18 protein-coding genes and 1 other RNA gene are annotated in these 17,007 nt (G+C 57.9%); 12 read left to right on the forward strand and 7 right to left on the reverse strand.

Annotated features, from left to right (window positions below; all coding sequences use genetic code 11):
* The first annotated feature begins 76 nt into the window (after positions 1-76).
* Complete coding sequence (gene cof / locus CWM61_RS14245; RefSeq protein ID WP_016160381.1) at positions 77-895, forward strand: HMP-PP phosphatase; 819 nt, start codon at positions 77-79, stop codon at positions 893-895.
* Positions 896-939: 44 nt separating this feature from the next.
* Here cof and CWM61_RS14250 read toward each other — a convergent pair whose 3' ends face one another.
* Complete coding sequence (locus tag CWM61_RS14250; protein ID WP_074386730.1) at positions 940-1,992, reverse strand: PLP-dependent cysteine synthase family protein; 1,053 nt, start codon at positions 1,990-1,992, stop codon at positions 940-942.
* Between the two features lie 115 nt (positions 1,993-2,107).
* On the opposite strand from CWM61_RS14250, the gene CWM61_RS14255 reads away from it, so the two are divergent.
* From CWM61_RS14255 to amtB, 5 genes are all read left to right on the forward strand, one after another.
* Positions 2,108-2,566 carry an Lrp/AsnC family transcriptional regulator gene (locus CWM61_RS14255; protein WP_004204786.1) on the forward strand — a complete coding sequence of 153 codons (459 nt, stop codon included), beginning with the start codon at positions 2,108-2,110 and terminating at the stop codon, positions 2,564-2,566.
* Positions 2,567-2,608: 42 nt separating this feature from the next.
* A complete protein-coding gene (locus CWM61_RS14260) occupies positions 2,609-4,381 on the forward strand; it encodes a SmdA family multidrug ABC transporter permease/ATP-binding protein (protein WP_061155544.1) in 1,773 nt (590 codons plus the stop codon).
* Entirely contained in the window at positions 4,374-6,152 is a 1,779-nt protein-coding gene (locus tag CWM61_RS14265) for a SmdB family multidrug efflux ABC transporter permease/ATP-binding protein (RefSeq protein WP_061155543.1), read from the forward strand. The genes CWM61_RS14260 and CWM61_RS14265 overlap by 8 nt, the downstream gene beginning before the upstream one ends.
* Positions 6,153-6,395: 243 nt before the next feature.
* Positions 6,396-6,734, forward strand: coding sequence for a P-II family nitrogen regulator (gene glnK, locus CWM61_RS14270; protein WP_002891893.1), 339 nt, complete (start codon positions 6,396-6,398; stop codon positions 6,732-6,734).
* Between the two features lie 33 nt (positions 6,735-6,767).
* Positions 6,768-8,054 carry an ammonium transporter AmtB gene (gene amtB / locus CWM61_RS14275; RefSeq protein WP_061155542.1) on the forward strand — a complete coding sequence of 429 codons (1,287 nt, stop codon included), beginning with the start codon at positions 6,768-6,770 and terminating at the stop codon, positions 8,052-8,054.
* Between the two features lie 51 nt (positions 8,055-8,105).
* On the opposite strand, the gene tesB is transcribed toward amtB, so the two are convergent.
* Entirely contained in the window at positions 8,106-8,969 is an 864-nt protein-coding gene (gene tesB / locus CWM61_RS14280; RefSeq protein ID WP_008805414.1) for an acyl-CoA thioesterase II, read from the reverse strand.
* A gap of 221 nt (positions 8,970-9,190) precedes the next feature.
* Here tesB and CWM61_RS14285 point away from each other — a divergent pair, with 221 nt between their 5' ends.
* Positions 9,191-9,682 carry a YbaY family lipoprotein gene (locus CWM61_RS14285; protein WP_008805415.1) on the forward strand — a complete coding sequence of 164 codons (492 nt, stop codon included), beginning with the start codon at positions 9,191-9,193 and terminating at the stop codon, positions 9,680-9,682.
* A gap of 37 nt (positions 9,683-9,719) precedes the next feature.
* Here CWM61_RS14285 and CWM61_RS14290 read toward each other — a convergent pair whose 3' ends face one another.
* Both CWM61_RS14290 and CWM61_RS14295 read right to left on the reverse strand, forming a co-directional pair.
* Positions 9,720-10,031 (reverse strand): MGMT family protein, encoded by a 312-nt coding sequence (locus CWM61_RS14290; RefSeq protein ID WP_061155540.1) that lies wholly within the window; start codon positions 10,029-10,031, stop codon positions 9,720-9,722.
* Between the two features lie 68 nt (positions 10,032-10,099).
* The gene (locus tag CWM61_RS14295; protein WP_061155539.1) at positions 10,100-10,507 is read right to left on the reverse strand and encodes a hypothetical protein; all 408 of its coding nucleotides are present in this window, start codon (positions 10,505-10,507) and stop codon (positions 10,100-10,102) included.
* A gap of 241 nt (positions 10,508-10,748) precedes the next feature.
* Here CWM61_RS14295 and ffs point away from each other — a divergent pair.
* From ffs to CWM61_RS14310, 3 genes are all read left to right on the forward strand, one after another.
* An RNA gene (gene ffs / locus CWM61_RS14300) (signal recognition particle sRNA small type) lies at positions 10,749-10,845 on the forward strand.
* A gap of 309 nt (positions 10,846-11,154) precedes the next feature.
* Positions 11,155-11,412, forward strand: a complete 258-nt coding sequence (locus CWM61_RS14305; RefSeq protein ID WP_002891977.1) for a hypothetical protein — start codon at positions 11,155-11,157, stop codon at positions 11,410-11,412.
* Entirely contained in the window at positions 11,409-11,624 is a 216-nt protein-coding gene (locus CWM61_RS14310) for a hypothetical protein (protein WP_004142688.1), read from the forward strand. The genes CWM61_RS14305 and CWM61_RS14310 overlap by 4 nt, the downstream gene beginning before the upstream one ends.
* Positions 11,625-11,758: 134 nt before the next feature.
* On the opposite strand, the gene CWM61_RS14315 is transcribed toward CWM61_RS14310, so the two are convergent.
* Complete coding sequence (locus tag CWM61_RS14315; RefSeq protein WP_074386726.1) at positions 11,759-13,186, reverse strand: PLP-dependent aminotransferase family protein; 1,428 nt, start codon at positions 13,184-13,186, stop codon at positions 11,759-11,761.
* Between the two features lie 88 nt (positions 13,187-13,274).
* Between CWM61_RS14315 and CWM61_RS14320 the strand changes: the two genes are divergently transcribed.
* Positions 13,275-13,889 carry a YczE/YyaS/YitT family protein gene (locus CWM61_RS14320; protein ID WP_008805419.1) on the forward strand — a complete coding sequence of 205 codons (615 nt, stop codon included), beginning with the start codon at positions 13,275-13,277 and terminating at the stop codon, positions 13,887-13,889.
* 44 nt (positions 13,890-13,933) lie between these two features.
* Here the strand turns inward: CWM61_RS14320 and CWM61_RS14325 are convergent, their stop codons facing one another.
* Positions 13,934-14,779: a nickel/cobalt efflux protein RcnA gene (locus CWM61_RS14325; protein ID WP_074386725.1), complete on the reverse strand. Its 846-nt coding sequence runs from the start codon at positions 14,777-14,779 to the stop codon at positions 13,934-13,936.
* A gap of 165 nt (positions 14,780-14,944) precedes the next feature.
* Here CWM61_RS14325 and CWM61_RS14330 point away from each other — a divergent pair, with 165 nt between their 5' ends.
* Positions 14,945-15,217 carry a metal/formaldehyde-sensitive transcriptional repressor gene (locus CWM61_RS14330; protein ID WP_061155535.1) on the forward strand — a complete coding sequence of 91 codons (273 nt, stop codon included), beginning with the start codon at positions 14,945-14,947 and terminating at the stop codon, positions 15,215-15,217.
* A gap of 62 nt (positions 15,218-15,279) precedes the next feature.
* Here the strand turns inward: CWM61_RS14330 and CWM61_RS14335 are convergent, their stop codons facing one another.
* The gene (locus CWM61_RS14335; RefSeq protein ID WP_088717837.1) at positions 15,280-16,839 is read right to left on the reverse strand and encodes an EAL domain-containing protein; all 1,560 of its coding nucleotides are present in this window, start codon (positions 16,837-16,839) and stop codon (positions 15,280-15,282) included.
* Positions 16,840-17,007: the final 168 nt, after the last annotated feature.

The raw sequence follows: 17,007 nt of genomic DNA on the forward strand, positions 1-17,007 counted from the left end.
TATTCACTATTACTTCCGTATATCCCAGGTGATACTGCAACACAAGCGAAGCCCATCACACATCGGGGAATACATCATGGCAAAACTGGCCGCATTTGATATGGACGGCACCCTGCTGATGCCGGACCATCGTCTCGGCGAGCAAACGCTCACCGCGCTGAAACGGCTGCGGGAACGTAATATCACCCTGACGTTCGCTACCGGTCGCCATGTGCTGGAGATGCACCATGTGATTGGCGAATTTTCCCTGGACGCATTTCTGATCACCGGCAACGGGACGCGCATCCATTCGCTGGAAGGGGAGGAGCTTTATCGCCAGGATCTCGCTCCCGAGGCGGCGGAAGCGGTGCTGCACAGCAAATGGGATACTCAGGCCAGCATGCATGTGTTTAACGATGGCGGCTGGTTCACCGGTCAGGCAAGGCCTGAATTGTTGCAAGCGCATGTCTTCAGCGGCTTTCACTATCAACTATGCGATCCGAAACGCATGTCGGCGCAGCATGTCACCAAGATCTGTTTTTGCGGCGATCATGACGATCTCCGCCGCCTGCGGATCCAGCTAAATGAGACGCTGGGCGATCGCGCGTTTCTCTGCTTCTCGGCGATGGACTGTCTGGAAGTGCTGCCGGTTGGGTGTAATAAAGGTGCGGCGCTGGCGGTGCTCAGCCAGCACTTAGGCTTCACCCTGCAGGAGTGCATGGCGTTTGGCGATGCGATGAACGACCGCGAGATGCTGGGCAGCGTTGGGCGGGGATTTATCATGGGCAACGCGATGCCGCAGCTGAAAGCCGAGCTGCCGCATCTTCCTGTTATCGGTGACTGCCGACATCAGGCGGTCTCCCACTTTTTAACGCATTGGCTGGATAATCCTGATCTTCCTTATTCCCCCGAATAGAGAGACCCTTCCGGCAAGCCAGATAGTTTTCTATCTGGCTTTTTTTATCGCCTGCCGACCAGCGCGGCGATCTCCACCTGCCAGGGCGCGATATCGCCGATATTGGCGGCCACCCACTGCGGGTTGTAATAGGTTTCCAGGTAGCGCTCGCCGCTGTCGCACAACAGCGTGACGATGGAACCCGTTCGTCCTTCCTCGCGCATCCGCGCGGCCAGCTGCAATACGCCCCACATATTGGTGCCGGTAGAAGCGCCGACCTTGCGCCCAAGCTGTGTTTCCAGCCACAGGGCGGTGGCCACGCTCGCCGCATCCGGCACGCGCAACATCTCGTCGACGACGTCGGGAATAAATGACGGTTCGACGCGTGGGCGGCCGATGCCTTCAATTTTGCTGCCGACCAGGCTGCGCAGGCTGGCGTCGCGGGTCTGCCAGTACTCGAGGAAGACCGAATTCTGCGGATCAACAACCATCAACTGCGTCTCATGGCCCTGGCTGCGGATATAGCGGCCAATGGTTGCCGAGGTGCCGCCGGTGCCGGCGCTCATGACGATCCATGATGGCTGCGGGTGCGGTTCATGGCTCATCTGGCGGAAAATACTGTCGGCGATATTATTGTTACCGCGCCAGTCGGTGGCCCGTTCGGCGAAGGTGAATTGATCCATATAATGGCCGTTCAGCTCGCGGGCCAGCATTTCGGAAGCGTCGTAGATTTCGCAGGCGCTCTGCACAAAATGGCAGCGTCCGCCGTAAAACTCGATCTGTTCGATTTTACGTTTGGCGGTGCAGGAAGGCATCACGGCGATAAACGGCAGCCCCAGCAGGCGGGCGAAATAGGCCTCCGAAACGGCGGTTGAGCCCGAGGAGGATTCAATAATCGGCGTACCTTCTTTGATCCAGCCGTTGCACAGGCCATAGAGAAACAGCGACCGTGCCAGGCGATGCTTAAGGCTGCCGGTGGGGTGGGTACTTTCATCTTTCAGATACAGCTGGATGCCTGGAAACGCAGGCAGCGCCAGACGGATCAGATGCGTGTCAGCGGAGCGCTGATAGTCGGCGTTGATTTCGCTAATGGCATGTTTAACCCAGGCGCTATTCATCGTGATTTCCTGTTTGTCATTTTGTGCCTAGCTTAGCGGAAAGTCCGGGAAAAATTGTTGCCATTTAACCTTTGGATTACCATTATGGGAGCAAAATTTTCTCTTCGGATACCCTATGCTAGATAAAATTGACCGTAAGCTGCTGGCGCTGCTGCAGGAAGATTGCACCCTCTCTTTGCAGGCGCTGGCCGATGCCGTTAATCTGACCACCACACCCTGCTGGAAACGCCTGAAACGGCTCGAAGATGAAGGTATTTTGCGCGGGCGCGTCGCCTTACTGGATGCGGAAAAGGTGGGGCTGGGCCTGACGGCGTTTGTCCTGATCAAGACCCAGCATCACAGCAGCGACTGGTATTGCCATTTTGTGAGCGAAGTGACGCAGATGGCAGAGGTGCTCGGCTTCTGGCGGATGGCAGGAGAGTATGATTACCTGCTGCGGGTGCAAGTGGCCGATATGAAACGCTATGACGATTTTTATAAACGTTTAGTGAACAGCGTGCCGGGGCTGTCGGATGTCACTTCGAGTTTTGCCATGGAACAGATAAAATATACCACTGCCTTGCCTGTCGAATAACGGTATTGCGCCGTAACCCATTACAAATCAGGATTTTACTGCTTGCGATTATTTGCTCAACTCAGCTGGTACTTCCGCCGGGAGTGGCGCCGCTATCTTGGCGCGATTGCCCTGCTGGCCATTATTGCCGTCCTGCAGCTTATTCCGCCGAAGGTGGTGGGCATTGTGGTGGACGGCGTGACGCAACAACATTACACCGCCGAGAAGGTGTGGATGTGGATCGGCGCGCTGGTGCTGGTCGCGGTAATGGTCTACCTGCTGCGCTATGTCTGGCGCGTGCTGCTGTTCGGCGCCTCTTACCAGCTGGCGGTCGAACTGCGGGAAGATTTTTACCGGCAACTGAGCCGCCAGCATCCGGCATTCTATTTACGCCATCGTACTGGCGATCTGATCGCCCGCGCCACCAACGATGTTGACCGGGTGGTATTTGCCGCCGGTGAAGGGGTGTTAACCCTGGTGGATTCGATGGTGATGGGTTGTGCGGTATTGATTGTGATGTCGACGCAGATTAGCTGGCAGCTCACCCTGCTGGCGCTGTTGCCGATGCCGCTGATGGCGCTGGCGATTAAACGCAACGGCGATGCGCTTCACGAACGTTTTCGCGTGGCCCAGGCGGCCTTTTCCAGCCTTAACGATCGCACACAGGAGAGCCTGACCAGCATCCGTATGATTAAGGCTTTTGGGCTGGAGGATCGCCAGTCGGCGCAGTTTGCCGCCGATGCCGCCGATACCGGCGCGAAAAACATGCGCGTGGCACGCATTGATGCGCGTTTCGACCCCACCATCTATATCGCCATCGGGGCCGCTAACCTGCTGGCTATCGGCGGCGGCAGCTGGATGGTGATCCACGGCAGCCTGACGCTGGGCCAGCTGACCAGCTTTGTAATGTATCTTGGCCTGATGATTTGGCCGATGCTGGCGCTGGCGTGGATGTTTAACATTGTTGAGCGCGGTAGCGCGGCCTATGGTCGTATCCGCACGATGCTCGAAGAGGCGCCAGCGGTGGACGACGGTACTGAAGCCGTGCCAGCAGGCCGCGGTGTCCTGCAGGTTGCCATCCGCAATTTCAGCTATCCGCAGGCGAGTAAACCGTCGCTGGAGCAGGTTAATTTTACCCTCCAGCCTGGGCAAATGCTGGGTATCTGCGGGCCGACAGGTGCCGGTAAAAGTACCATTCTGGCGCTGCTGCAACGTCATTTTGACGTCACCAGCGGCGAGATCCGCTTTCACGATCTGCCGCTGCCGCGTCTGCAGCTCGACAGCTGGCGTGCCCGGCTGGCGGTGGTCAATCAGACGCCATTTTTATTCTCCGACACCGTCGCCAATAATATCGCGCTGGGCAAACCGGATGCGACACCAGCGCAGATTGAACGCGTGGCACGGCTGGCCAGCGTGCATGACGACATTCTGCGCCTGCCCCAGGGGTACGATACCGAAGTGGGCGAGCGCGGCGTGATGCTCTCCGGCGGCCAGAAACAGCGCATCTCGATTGCCCGCGCTCTGCTGCTGGAGGCCGAAATTTTGATCCTGGATGATGCTTTGTCGGCGGTGGATGGCCGTACGGAGCACCAGATCCTGCACAACCTGCGCCAGTGGGGAGAGGGGAGGACGGTGATTATCAGCGCCCACCGGCTGTCGGCGCTGACCGAGGCCAGTGAAATTCTGGTGTTGCAGCATGGGCATATTGCCCAGCGTGGCCGCCACGAGGCGCTGGCCGTGCAGCCAGGCTGGTATCGCGACATGTATCGTTACCAGCAGCTGGAAGCCGCGCTCGACGAGGTTCCGCAGGCGCAAGAGGAGGCCCTGGATGCGTAGCTTTACCGAACTCTGGCCGACGCTTAAACGCCTGCTGGCCTATGGTTCACCGTGGCGTAAGCCGCTGGCCATCGCGGTGGGGATGATGTGGATCGCGGCGGCGGCGGAAGTGAGCGGCCCGCTGCTCATCAGCTATTTCATCGATAATATGGTGGCGAAGCATACGCTGCCGCTGAAGCTGGTGGCAGGCCTGGCGGTAGCCTATATCGGCCTGCAGCTGCTGGCGGCGTTACTGCACTATAACCAGTCGCTACTGTTTAACCGCGCCGCGGTCGGCGTCGTCCAGCAATTGCGCAGCGACGTGATGGATGCCGCCCTGCATCAGCCACTCAGCGAGTTTGATACCCAGCCGGTTGGGCAGCTTATCTCACGGGTGACCAACGATACCGAAGTCATTCGCGACCTGTACGTGACGGTGGTGGCAACCGTGCTGCGCAGCGCCGCGCTGATCGGCGCGATGCTGGTGGCAATGTTCAGCCTCGACTGGCGAATGGCGCTGGTGGCGATCGCGATTTTCCCGGCGGTACTGATCGTGATGATTATCTATCAGCGCTATAGCACGCCGATTGTGCGCCGGGTGCGCGCCTGGCTTGCTGATATCAACGATGGTTTCAACGAAGTGATCAACGGCATGGGGGTGATCCAGCAGTTCCGCCAGCAGGCGCGCTTTGGTGAACGGATGCGCGAGGCCAGCTATGCCCACTACCTGGCGCGAATGCAGACGCTGCGCCTCGACGGTTTCCTGCTGCGCCCGCTGCTGAGCCTTTTTTCCTCGCTGGTACTGTGCGGGCTGCTGATGCTGTTTGGCTTTAGCGCGGTGGGCACGATCGAGGTCGGGGTCCTGTACGCGTTTATCAGCTATCTCGGACGCCTCAATGAGCCACTCATTGAGCTGACCACCCAGCAGTCGATGCTGCAGCAGGCGGTGGTCGCCGGCGAACGCGTTTTTGAGCTGATGGATCGCCCGCGCCAGGCGTGGGGCTCGGATGACGCGCCGCTGCGCAGCGGCCGGGTGGAAATTGACCATCTCTCCTTTGCCTACCGGGGGGATCGACTGGTCCTGCAGGATATCAGCCTGGACATTCCCTCGCGCAGCTTTGTGGCGCTGGTCGGGCATACCGGCAGCGGGAAGAGTACTCTCGCGAGTCTGATGATGGGCTATTACCCGTTAACCCACGGGGAGATCCGCATCGATGGTCGGCCGCTCGCTTCCCTCAGCCACAGCGCGTTGCGTCGGGGCATCGCGATGGTGCAACAGGATCCGGTGGTACTGGCGGATACCTTCTATGCCAACGTCGCGCTGGGTCGGGACATCAGTGAGACGCAGGTCTGGGAAGCGCTGGAGGCGGTGCAACTGGCGGAGGTGGCGCGCAGCATGAGCGATGGCCTGTACACCCAGTTGGGCGAGCAGGGCAATAACCTCTCCGTCGGGCAGAAGCAGCTGCTGGCGCTGGCGCGCGTACTGGTGGAGACTCCGCAGGTGTTGATTCTGGATGAGGCGACGGCCAACATCGACTCCGGCACCGAGCAGGCGATTCAACTGGCGCTGGCGAAAGTTCGTCAGCATACCACCCTGGTGGTCATCGCCCATCGGCTGTCAACCATCGTTGAGGCCGATACCATCCTGGTCCTGCATCGCGGACAGGCTGTCGAGCGAGGTAATCATCAGCAGCTGCTGGCGGCGAAAGGGCGATACTGGCAGATGTATCAGCTGCAGCTGGCTGGCGAAGAGCTAGCGGCCAGCGCCAGAGAAGAATCGCTGAGCGCCTGATGCACCACCATCAGGCAGCGAAGAAAGCGTGGCCTGCCGTGGTGCAAAAACGTTACATCAAATGCACTATTGTGGTGCGTTTTTGCGCTGCAAACGCGTTTCAGCAGGCAATTGTCTGACCTGCACCCTGTTTTTTGCCATCAAAGGGCCGCTCTGCGGCCTTTTTTCATTTCTGGCATAGCCCTTGCTTTATATCCATCGTGTTAGCTGCGGCCATTACCGAATACTGACTGGAGGGGACTTATGAAGCTGGTTACCGTGGTAATCAAACCATTCAAACTGGAAGACGTGCGTGAAGCCTTGTCTTCCATCGGCATTCAGGGCCTGACGGTCACTGAAGTCAAGGGCTTTGGCCGTCAGAAAGGTCATGCGGAGCTCTACCGCGGCGCCGAGTATAGCGTCAACTTTCTGCCAAAAGTGAAGATTGATGTGGCGATTGCCGACGATCAGCTGGATGAAGTCATCGATGTGATCAGCAAAGCGGCTTACACCGGAAAAATTGGCGACGGCAAAATTTTCGTCGCTGAATTGCAGCGCGTCATTCGCATCCGTACCGGCGAAGCTGACGAAGCGGCACTGTAATTTCCAGACCACACAGTGATGGGGAACGAAACAATGAAAATGGCAACAATGAAATCGGGTCTGGGGGCATTGGCCCTTCTTCCGGGACTGGCAATGGCTGCGCCCGCAGTGGCGGACAAAGCCGATAACGCGTTTATGATGATTTGCACCGCGTTGGTTCTGTTTATGACTATCCCGGGGATCGCGCTGTTTTACGGCGGCCTGATCCGCGGCAAAAACGTTCTTTCCATGCTGACCCAGGTGATTGTGACCTTTGGCCTGGTCTGTGTACTGTGGGTGATTTATGGCTATACCCTGGCCTTCGGCACCGGCGGCAGCTTCTTCGGTAGCTTTGACTGGGTGATGCTGAAAAATATTGAACTGAAAGCGCTGATGGGCACCTTCTATCAGTACATCCACGTTGCCTTCCAGGGATCGTTCGCCTGTATCACCGTCGGGCTGATCGTGGGGGCGCTGGCTGAACGTATTCGTTTCTCCGCCGTGCTGATTTTTGTGGTGGTGTGGATGACGCTCTCTTATGTTCCGATTGCGCACATGGTCTGGGGCGGCGGTCTGCTGGCGACCCACGGCGCGCTGGACTTCGCGGGCGGTACCGTTGTACACATCAACGCCGCCGTCGCCGGGCTGGTGGGTGCGTACATGATGGGCAAACGTGTGGGCTTCGGCAAAGAAGCGTTCAAACCGCATAATCTGCCGATGGTGTTCACCGGCACTGCCATCCTCTACGTGGGCTGGTTCGGCTTCAACGCCGGCTCCGCCAGCGCAGCGAACGAAATTGCCGCACTGGCTTTCGTCAACACCGTCGTCGCCACAGCGGCAGCCATCCTGGCCTGGACCTTTGGCGAATGGGCCCTGCGCGGTAAGCCTTCTCTGCTGGGCGCCTGCTCCGGTGCAATTGCCGGTCTGGTTGGCGTCACCCCGGCGTGCGGGTATATCGGTGTCGGTGGGGCGTTGATTGTGGGTATCGCATCTGGTCTGGCGGGTATTTGGGGCGTAACAGCGCTGAAACGCTGGCTGCGGGTTGATGACCCTTGCGACGTCTTCGGCGTCCACGGCGTCTGCGGCATCGTCGGCTGTATCCTGACCGGTATCTTCGCGGCCACCTCTCTGGGCGGCGTGGGTTATGCAGAAGGCGTCACCATGGGCCATCAGCTGCTGGTGCAACTCGAAAGTATCGCCATCACCATCGTCTGGTCGGGCGTCGTGGCTTACATTGGCTACAAAGTGGCTGACATGACCGTAGGGCTGCGCGTACCGGAAGAGCAGGAGCGCGAAGGGCTGGACGTCAACAGCCATGGCGAAAACGCCTACAACGCCTGATAGAAAACCCTTCTCCTTGTAGCAAAAAGCCTCCCGTCCGGGAGGCTTTTTTTATGCGTTGCGGTTGCGCATCACCCCTTCCTGGACCGTTGAAGCTACCAGCGTTCCATCCTGAGTGTAGAACTCGCCGCGGACGAAGCCACGGGCGCTGGAGGCTGAGGTGCTTTCAACGCTGTACAGCAGCCATTCATTGATATTAAACGGCCGGTGGAACCACATTGAGTGGTCGATAGTGGCGACCTGCATGCCAGGCTCAAGGAAGCCGACGCCGTGCGGCTGCAGCGCCACCGGCAGGAAATTAAAGTCCGAGGCATAGCCCAGCAGATATTGATGAATGCGCAGATCGTCGGGAACGGCGCCGTTGGCGCGCAGCCACACCTGGCGCACCGGTTCGGCGATATGGCCTTTCATCGGGTTATGAAATTCAACCGGGCGGATCTCCAGCGGTTTATCACAGAGGAATTTATCTTTCACCTGCGGCGGCAGAAGGTGTGCCAGCTTGCGGGCGATATCGGTTTCCGAGTGCAGGCCGTCAGGAGAGGGGGCCGGCGGCATCGCTTTCTGATGCTCATAGCCGTGCTCTGGCGCCTGGAAGGAGGCGGTCATATAGAAGATCGGCTTCCCGTTCTGAATGGCGGCCACTCGCCGGGCGCTAAAGCTGTTGCCGTCGCGCAGTACTTCCACATCGTAGACGATCGGTTTCTGGCTGTCGCCGGGGCGCAGAAAGTAGCTGTGAAATGAATGTACCAGACGTTCAACGGGCACGGTCTCTTTTGCCGCATACAGCGCCTGGCCCACCACCTGGCCGCCAAAAACCTGGCGCAATCCCAGGTCTTCGCTCTGTCCGCGGAATAACCCTTCCTCAATTTTTTCCAGATCTAATAATGCCAGCAGGTTAGAGAGTGCCTGACTCATACTTATCCTCAATTAATGATAGCGGCGCAGCGCGATGCGCGTGATGTGGCAAAGTATAACCTGGAATCGCAAGTGGTCCGATGGGTGTAATAATCTGAATAACGAGGGGGCAACAGGAACAAATCTGAGATCTGTGCCACACTTATTGACGACACGAAAGTTCCTGCCGGCGAAGCGGCGGAACATCCTCCTGGGTATTAAGGGATGATAAGGAGAACATCATGAAATTTGCCTATATGTTTAGTGCCTTAGCTGTCGCCGCGACGCTAACCGCCTGTGCTAATCACCACTCTACCAGTTCTTCGACTCAGGCAGCCGCGCCCGACCCTTATGGCATCGCGACGCTGAGCGTGGCACAGCAGCAGCCGAGCGTTACGGGGACGATTAATATCCGCCAGAGAATCGCTTTACCGCCGGACGCGGTACTGACGGTGACCCTGTCGGATGCTTCTCTGGCAGATGCGCCAGCCCGCGTGTTGTCGCAAAAAGCGGTGCGTACCGAAGGCAAACAGGCGCCATTTAACTTTGCCCTGCCTTACAATCCGGCAGACATTCAGCCGAACGCCCGTATTTTGCTGAGTGCCGCGATCGCGGTGAACGGCCAGCTAATGTTCATTACCGATACCGTGCAGACAGTGATAAACCAGGGGGGGACGCATGCCGACCTGACGCTGGTTCCGGTCACGCAGACCGCCGTCCCCGTTGCGCAATAAGCTCGCCGAGCCCCCTGACGGGGGCTTTTTTTTACCTTCAGTAAACCCAGCGATAATGCTGAAGATCGATATGGCCGCTGCCGGAGACCTGAACCCCTTCGGCCAGCAACGCCTGACGCTGTCGCTGAAGATCGGGCCCGGTGAGGGAGATATCGCCATGGCGATTGACCACCCGATGCCAGGGCAGGGTGGACCCTTCCGGTAGGCGCTTCAGTACGCCGCCTACCTGGCGTGCGGCGCGCGGTGAACCGGCCAGGCGGGCGATATCGCCGTAGGTGGCGACATAGCCTTCCGGTATCGACGCCACGATGTGCCAGACGCGTTGGGGGAATGTGTCGTGCGGATCCATGTTCAGCCCTGTTAACCGGAAAACGCCAGCATAAGCGCTGAGCCGCAGGCTGTACAGCCTGCCTCGGTTCAGGCGGGTTGTTCGATAGTGAAAGTCAGGGCCAGGCCGAGGATCTGCATGCCATGGACATTGTCAGACGGTGAACTGGCGATGAGGCTCTCAAGAAATTTCAAACGCTGCGAGGTGGCGTTAATGATTAGCTTCGCCCGCAGGCCCGGCATGGTCAGCGACGAAATGGGGTAAACCACCCGACCGCTGATGTAGACGGGCAGCTTGCGCAGTTCCACCTGGCGCAGCACGCCGACGGTGGAATAGAGCAGCGCCAGCGGCGTGACCGCTCGCACTGGTGCCTGACTGATGGTCACGAAGTCGAGCATTTTTTCCGGGCGCAGATAGTTCACGCCATGAAAGGCGATGGTCATCCCTTCAATAGCGGGTAAAGGCAGAGTGATGGTCTGTGGTGATGAGTCAGTCATTCGATTACCGTAGAGACAATGTGCTGATGATAAAAGGGGACGCAAGGTGGCTAAGTATGGTGGATAACCCGCTTGTGTGCTGAGCGCGCGCTCGCAATCTTACCGGTTGACCGTGAGTTGCTGGTTTTATTGGCGTATTGTGCAATAAACCGGCAGGTGAGCGGGGCGAGCTTGCAATTCACCAGGTCAGCAGGGATAATGCGCCAGCGCGTTAGGTAACTAGCGCTCTCAATGGGGGCTCTGTTGGTTCTCCCGCAACGCTACTCTGTTTACCAGGTCAGGTCCGGAAGGAAGCAGCCAGAGCAGACGACGTGTGTGCCGGGATGTAGCTGGCAGGGCCCCCACCCATTTCGCCCTTCTGATATATCCCTTGTATTTGTCCGGTCTTTACTTCTGCTATAATTAATTTCTGATACAGGTCACATATTATTTTTGGTTGTTAAAACACCCCCTTTTTATTCCATAATATTCACTTGTCATAAATATGAAATACTACTGAAATATTAATGTCATTTGTATGTCATAAATAAAGGGCATCTTACTGATGGGAATTTGTTGCCAGAGCCATGCTATAAAATATATCTCTGGATCAGCATGTTAACTTCGTGTATTAATTATGATGATTTTATTGCACGGGAAGCGTAGCTATGACCACAGTGGTTTTGAATGTAAAAATTGACGCCGAGTTAAAAGAGAAGCTGCGTCATTATGCGGAAGTGAATAACGAGAACCTTGGTACAGCAACGGAAAAGCTGCTGCAGCTGGCTTTTCAGCTGGAGGAGTCAGCAGGTGAGGCGGGGGTGACGGAAGAGGACATTGACAGCCAGCATACCGAAGAGGAAGCGACCCCATTAACCCCTAAAGAAATCAAAGCATTAAGAAAACTTCTGAAGAAGAAAAAATGAAACAACAATTCTCTACGGCCAGCAACTATAGCGAAGCTTGCGATATGTTGCGCTCAGGATACGTAAAACACGTGCGCCTGAACTGGAATATCGGTAGTGATGAGTTTTTTCGCATTGCCTCCGACTGGTGTGACACCGGCGCAAAAATAAAAAAAGATGAAGATGGCTTTATTATTTCCCTGAAAGGGTTTCCTATTCCGCGCCAGCATTAATGAAATTGCCTTTTTTCTGTCACCGGGTTGCCATAACCAGAGGGCAGGATAGGCAGGCAATTTTATAAAAACATCTCATATACCTCATGGATGATGGTCATTTGACGGGCTGAAGCCAGCCCGTCGATATTTTCTTATATTATTTTCCGCAAACGCGTATTTTCCTTCTGCTCTGCAATGCTTTGCCACAGCGGTTGTAGCGTGGAGAAGGCCTGGCGCAATGCTTCGTCTGGCAGTGTAAATGGCAGACGCAAATAGCGATCAAAGGCTCCCTCAAGACCAAAACGTGTACCGGTGCCGATATGGATACCCTGACTTTCCGCGCGCGCAGAGAACAGCGTGGCCAGCATGTCAGGGAGCTCCACCCAAAAAGAGAGGCCACCTTCCGGCGGTGAAAATCGCCAGCGGGGAAAATACTCCGCCATTAGCGTTTCGCACATGTCCCGGCGCGCCTTCAGCATTTCCCGCCGCGGCGGCAGCAGCGTGGCGGCATTGGCCAGCAGCCAGCTGCAGGCCAGTTGCTCCAGCAACGGCGTACCTAAATCCAGGGAATCGCGAGCCTGAATAAGGGAGGCGATGGTTCGCGCACTGGCGCGGATCCAGCCGATGCGTAGTCCTCCCCAGAAACTTTTCCCGGCTGAACCAATGGTGATCACCGCGGCATCGGGATTAAAGCAGGCCAGCGGCGGGGGCGGTGGCGCGTTATACCAGAGATCAACCATGGTCTCGTCGATCACCAGCGTCGTCCGCGTTCTGGCGGCGATGTCCGCGACCCGTTGGCGGGTGGGAGCATCCATACAGCGCCCGGTGGGATTGTGAAAATCCGGCATCAGCCACGCCAGACGCGGTGCGGTCTGCGCAATAGTCGCCGCGAGTCCATCACAGTCCCATCCCTGCTGCGGAAGCGCAACGCCGACCGGGCGGCAGGAGGCGCCCTGAATGGCGCTAATCGCCATCGGATAGGTGGGGGCGTCAATGACCACCCGGTCACCCGGGCCGGTAAACAGGCGCAGGATCAAGGCGAAGGCGCTAAGGGCGCCGTTGACCACCATCACCTCATCGGGTCGCGTCGGCAGGCCGCGTTCGCTGTAGCGCCGGGCAATGGCCTCCCGTAGCACCGGCAATCCATGCTGATCGTAGCCAGTTTGCGTCAGGTAGGGGGGCAGCAGCGTCATGGCATGCTGGAAGGCCTGATGGACTTCCGGTCCGGCGCTGAGGGCGGCGGTAGAGAGATTCAGCGTGGAGGGGATGCCTGAGGGCGGCGGCAGGTCGGCGGGGCGCTCTGGCAAGACAATGCGCGAACCGCTTCCCTGACGGCTGTAGAGAAAACCTTCCTCCCGCAGCTGACCGAGCGCGCTGGCGATGGTCGTCCGGCTGACGTTCAGCGCCGTCGCCAGCTCGCGCTCGCCGGGCAGGCGCGTTTGCAGCGTCAGGCGACCGTCGAGGATCAGCAGGCGGAGCGCTTCCGCCAGCTGACGCCATAGCGGCGTGCGTGAAGTTGACTCCTGCCAGTTGCCGAGCAGGCGTACCAGCGATTGCGTTCCAAAGCGTCGGGTTGACATAGCGATCCACTTTTCCAAAACTGGCCATTAATTATCAGTCCATTTTTGCTGATGATGAGGGCATTCGCAATGATGTAGAGGAAAAAATATGCTTCGTCGCCTGCTGCAGTTATATATTGGTCTGGTGCTTTATGGGGTATCCACGGCGCTCTTCGTGCATGCCAATCTTGGCGCCGATCCGTGGGATGTTTTCCATCTCGGGGTGGCTAAACAGCTGGGTATCAGTTTCGGTACGGTGATTATCCTGACCGGCGCGGCGGTGCTGCTGCTGTGGATCCCGATCCGGCAAATGCCGGGGCTCGGCACGGTGAGCAACGTCATCGTGCTGGGGCTGGCGGCGGATGCCACGCTGGCCGTCCTGCCGCCGCTGGAGTCGCTGGTGGCCCGCAGTGTGCTGCTGGTGGGGGCGATTGTGCTGAACGCTATCGCCACCGGGATGTATATCGGCGCGGGCTTTGGCCCCGGGCCGCGGGATGGCCTGATGACTGGCCTGCACGCTCGTACCGGCTGGTCTTTGCGTGGCATCCGGACGGCTATTGAGCTGACTGTGCTGGTGATTGGCTGGCTGCTGGGCGGTAAGTTTGGCGTCGGCACCGTGATTTACGCGCTGTCGATTGGGCCGCTGATCCAGCTGTGCCTGCCGTGGTTTCGCCAGCCCGTCAGCCGCAAAGCGGTCAGCACTCCGCAGGAGATAGTTTCCTGAATTAACGACTCGCCCTCTGCGTCGTAAAGAGGGCGAGCCGCCGCTTACAGGCCGCTCAGGCCGTGAAGCATCATGTAGATCCCCACCACGATAATCAGTAAACCTGAGAACCAGGGCGCCTTGCGCGAGACATCGTTAAGCCAGGGCCAGCGGCGGGTGGCCTGTTTAAGACTCAACGCGGCGATGGCTCCGGATGCCACCAGTGTCAGCGCCAGACCAACGCTAAAACCCAGCACCAGCGTGGCGCCAAGGGAGAATTTCTTCAGCTGTAAACAAATAAGCAGCACGGTAATGGACGCCGGGCAGGGGATCAGCCCGCCGGTCAGGCCAAACAGCACGATCTGCCCGGTTGTCACCTGGCGACCATCAAAGCGCCGGTTGATCTCCAGCGCATGAGCTCGCTGGTGCGCGTCCTGCCACTCCGCCACCACCAGCGGCGCAGCGGATGAGGGCGTATGGTGATGGTCATGGTGGTGCTCATGTTCGTGGTGGTGCTCATGTTCGTGGTGATGCTCATGTTCATGGTGGTGATCATGATGCGTGTAGGGCTGCGATTCTCGCCAGGTGCGCCAGAGCATCCAGCAGGCAATCAGTACAATCGCTATCCCCGAGAACAGTTGAAACCAGGGCTCTGACGTCTGCGCGTTCCAGCCGCGGCCAAACCACAGGCCGGCCATGGCGATCAGCCAGACCACTGCCGTATGCGAAACCGTCGCCGCCAGCCCCAGCAGTACCGCCTGCTTTAAGGTTCCCCGCACCGCCACGATAAAGGCGGCCATCATGGTTTTTGAGTGCCCGGGTTCAAGGCCATGCAGCGCGCCGAGCAGTATTGCGCTGGGTATAAACAGCCAGGCATTGCCCTGCTGCAGAAGGGAAGTGAAATCGTTCATATCGGGATCCTTGCCAAAAGTGCGTTTATCCTACTCCCCCCCAGTAGTAAAATACTACCCCCCAGTAGAAAAAGCGGCGGGCAAAAAGGATCATGCTATGCTGGCAGGCGTTGCCGGCGACGAGGGCCGGGCAATGACGGACAGAATGAAACGGTGGATCGTGCAATGTCACATACAGTTCGACACAAGAAGATGTTACTGACCCGGCTGAAGAAAATTCAGGGGCAGAGTTCCGCGTTAGAGAAAATGCTTAATCGCGAGCATGAGTGCGCTGAGGTGCTACAGCAGCTGGCGGCGATCCGCGGCGCGGTCAACGGCATGATGCTGCAGGTTATTCAGGGGCATCTGACGGACCATGTGGTGAAAGAGCCAGACGAGACGCAGCGTGAAGCGGATCTGGAAACGGTGATGCAGGTCATTAAATCCTATCTGAAGTAGCGCCTGGCAGCGGGCGGCCAAGAGGCCGCTCCGGCTGGCGTTCTGCTCAACGCTCCTGTCGCTTAATGGGCATGCAGGTTATTTTCCGCCCACAGAATGAACTTCTCTTTCGGCAGCGCCTTGCTGTACAGCCACCCCTGGGCGTACTGGACGCCATGCTGTCGCAGCCAGTCGCGCTGGCTTTCAGTTTCCACCCCTTCGGCGACGGTGGCCAGATTGAGCGCCTTAGCCATTTCAATAATGTGCGGCGTCAGTGGCCGGTATTCGAGAGTATCGACAAAGGATTTATCGATTTTCAGCGTGTCGACGTCCAGCTTCTGCAGATAGCTGAGGCTGGAGTAGCCGGTGCCAAAATCGTCAATCGAGATGCGGTGCCCGGCCTGGCGGTAGTGAGCGATCACCGGCATGGTGGTCTCCGGGTCGACAAACCCGCGCTCGGTAATTTCAAGAATGATCTGTTCGGCGGCGATCCCCCAGTGCTGCAGCTGATCGTGTAACAACGTCGGAAGGGTGGGCGAGCGTAAATCATCTACCGACAGGTTGATGGAGATGTGCACTTCCGGCCGCTGCCGCAGCCAGGGGCCCAGGTCGGTAAATATTTTCCTGACGATATCTTCCGTCAACTGCGTAATCAGCCCGGTCTGCTCGGCCAGGGGAATAAAAATATCCGGTGATAAAAAGGTGCCGTCGGGTTGCTGCCAGCGCGCCAGCGCCTCGGCCCCGGCGATTTTCCCATCCTGCAACGAGATTATCGGCTGATAGTAAACCTGAATCGCTTCAGAGTTGAGTGCGTCCAGCATGCTGTTACGCGGTGAGCGCAGGTGCCTCAGCAGGCGCAGCAGCAGCCAGGTGGCAAGCAGGCTGGTGAAGATGCCGACAGGGAGCCAAAAGATCAGCTGTTGTCGAATGCGCTGCTGCAGCGGCAGCGTCGACGACCAGGTCACGATGCCGGAGCCTAGCTCGGGAATGCGCTGGATCCGATAGACCGTGTTATCCAGCGTCAGCATATTAACATGCGGATCTTTAATGCGTTGCCAGACCGTGTCCGGCAGCGGTTGGCTGCTGATCACCATTTTCAGGTGGTCCAAACCAAACAGCATGGTATGGATCTTCTCCTCGCTGGCAGGAACCACATCGATAAAAGAGATGGGATCGATCATTACCATATGCTGTTGACTGCCCATGGCCGTCATCTGGTGATCGAGGCCGAGATCGTTAATCGAGGTCAGCCAGGTGCGATAGCCGTCGGCGGCAATGTGATCCGGCGGGGGAAAAGTGACCGCGACGCTATGATCTTCCAGCGAGGAACATTGCGGCACGGAATCACGCAGCCAGAGCACTTCCTGCACGTAGCGATGGGTATAGGCGATGCGACGGAGCGTGAGCAGATGCTCAGGGCTACAGGAGGCGGCAGTGTGTGAGTCGGCCTCGCGCAGCGCTTCCCGCGCCTGATCGGCGACCTGCAGCGTGCGGACGACGATACGATTGGAATAATCATCCAGTTCACGATAGAACTGCATTTTGGCCTGTCGCGCTGCCTGCCAGATGCTGAGTGAGATGGGCAGGATGATGGCCAGTATCAGCACCCCTGTAAACAGCGCCACCAGATGCCGGGTCCTCATGCCTGTGTCCTTATCGTTCGCCGGGTGTCATCAGTATATGCGAAAGATAAACCGGGCGCAGCGAGAGAAGTGACCCGAGGTCGCGAAAAAACCGGCATCGCGAGAGGCTGCGATGCCGGGAGAGAAGGATGATTCCGATGCAGCAGAATAAAAAATGAGGGTGTGAAT

Origin of the sequence: Klebsiella sp. K-Nf6, from assembly GCF_002806655.1 — a bacterium.
GTDB classification, from domain to species: domain Bacteria; phylum Pseudomonadota; class Gammaproteobacteria; order Enterobacterales; family Enterobacteriaceae; genus Klebsiella; species Klebsiella variicola.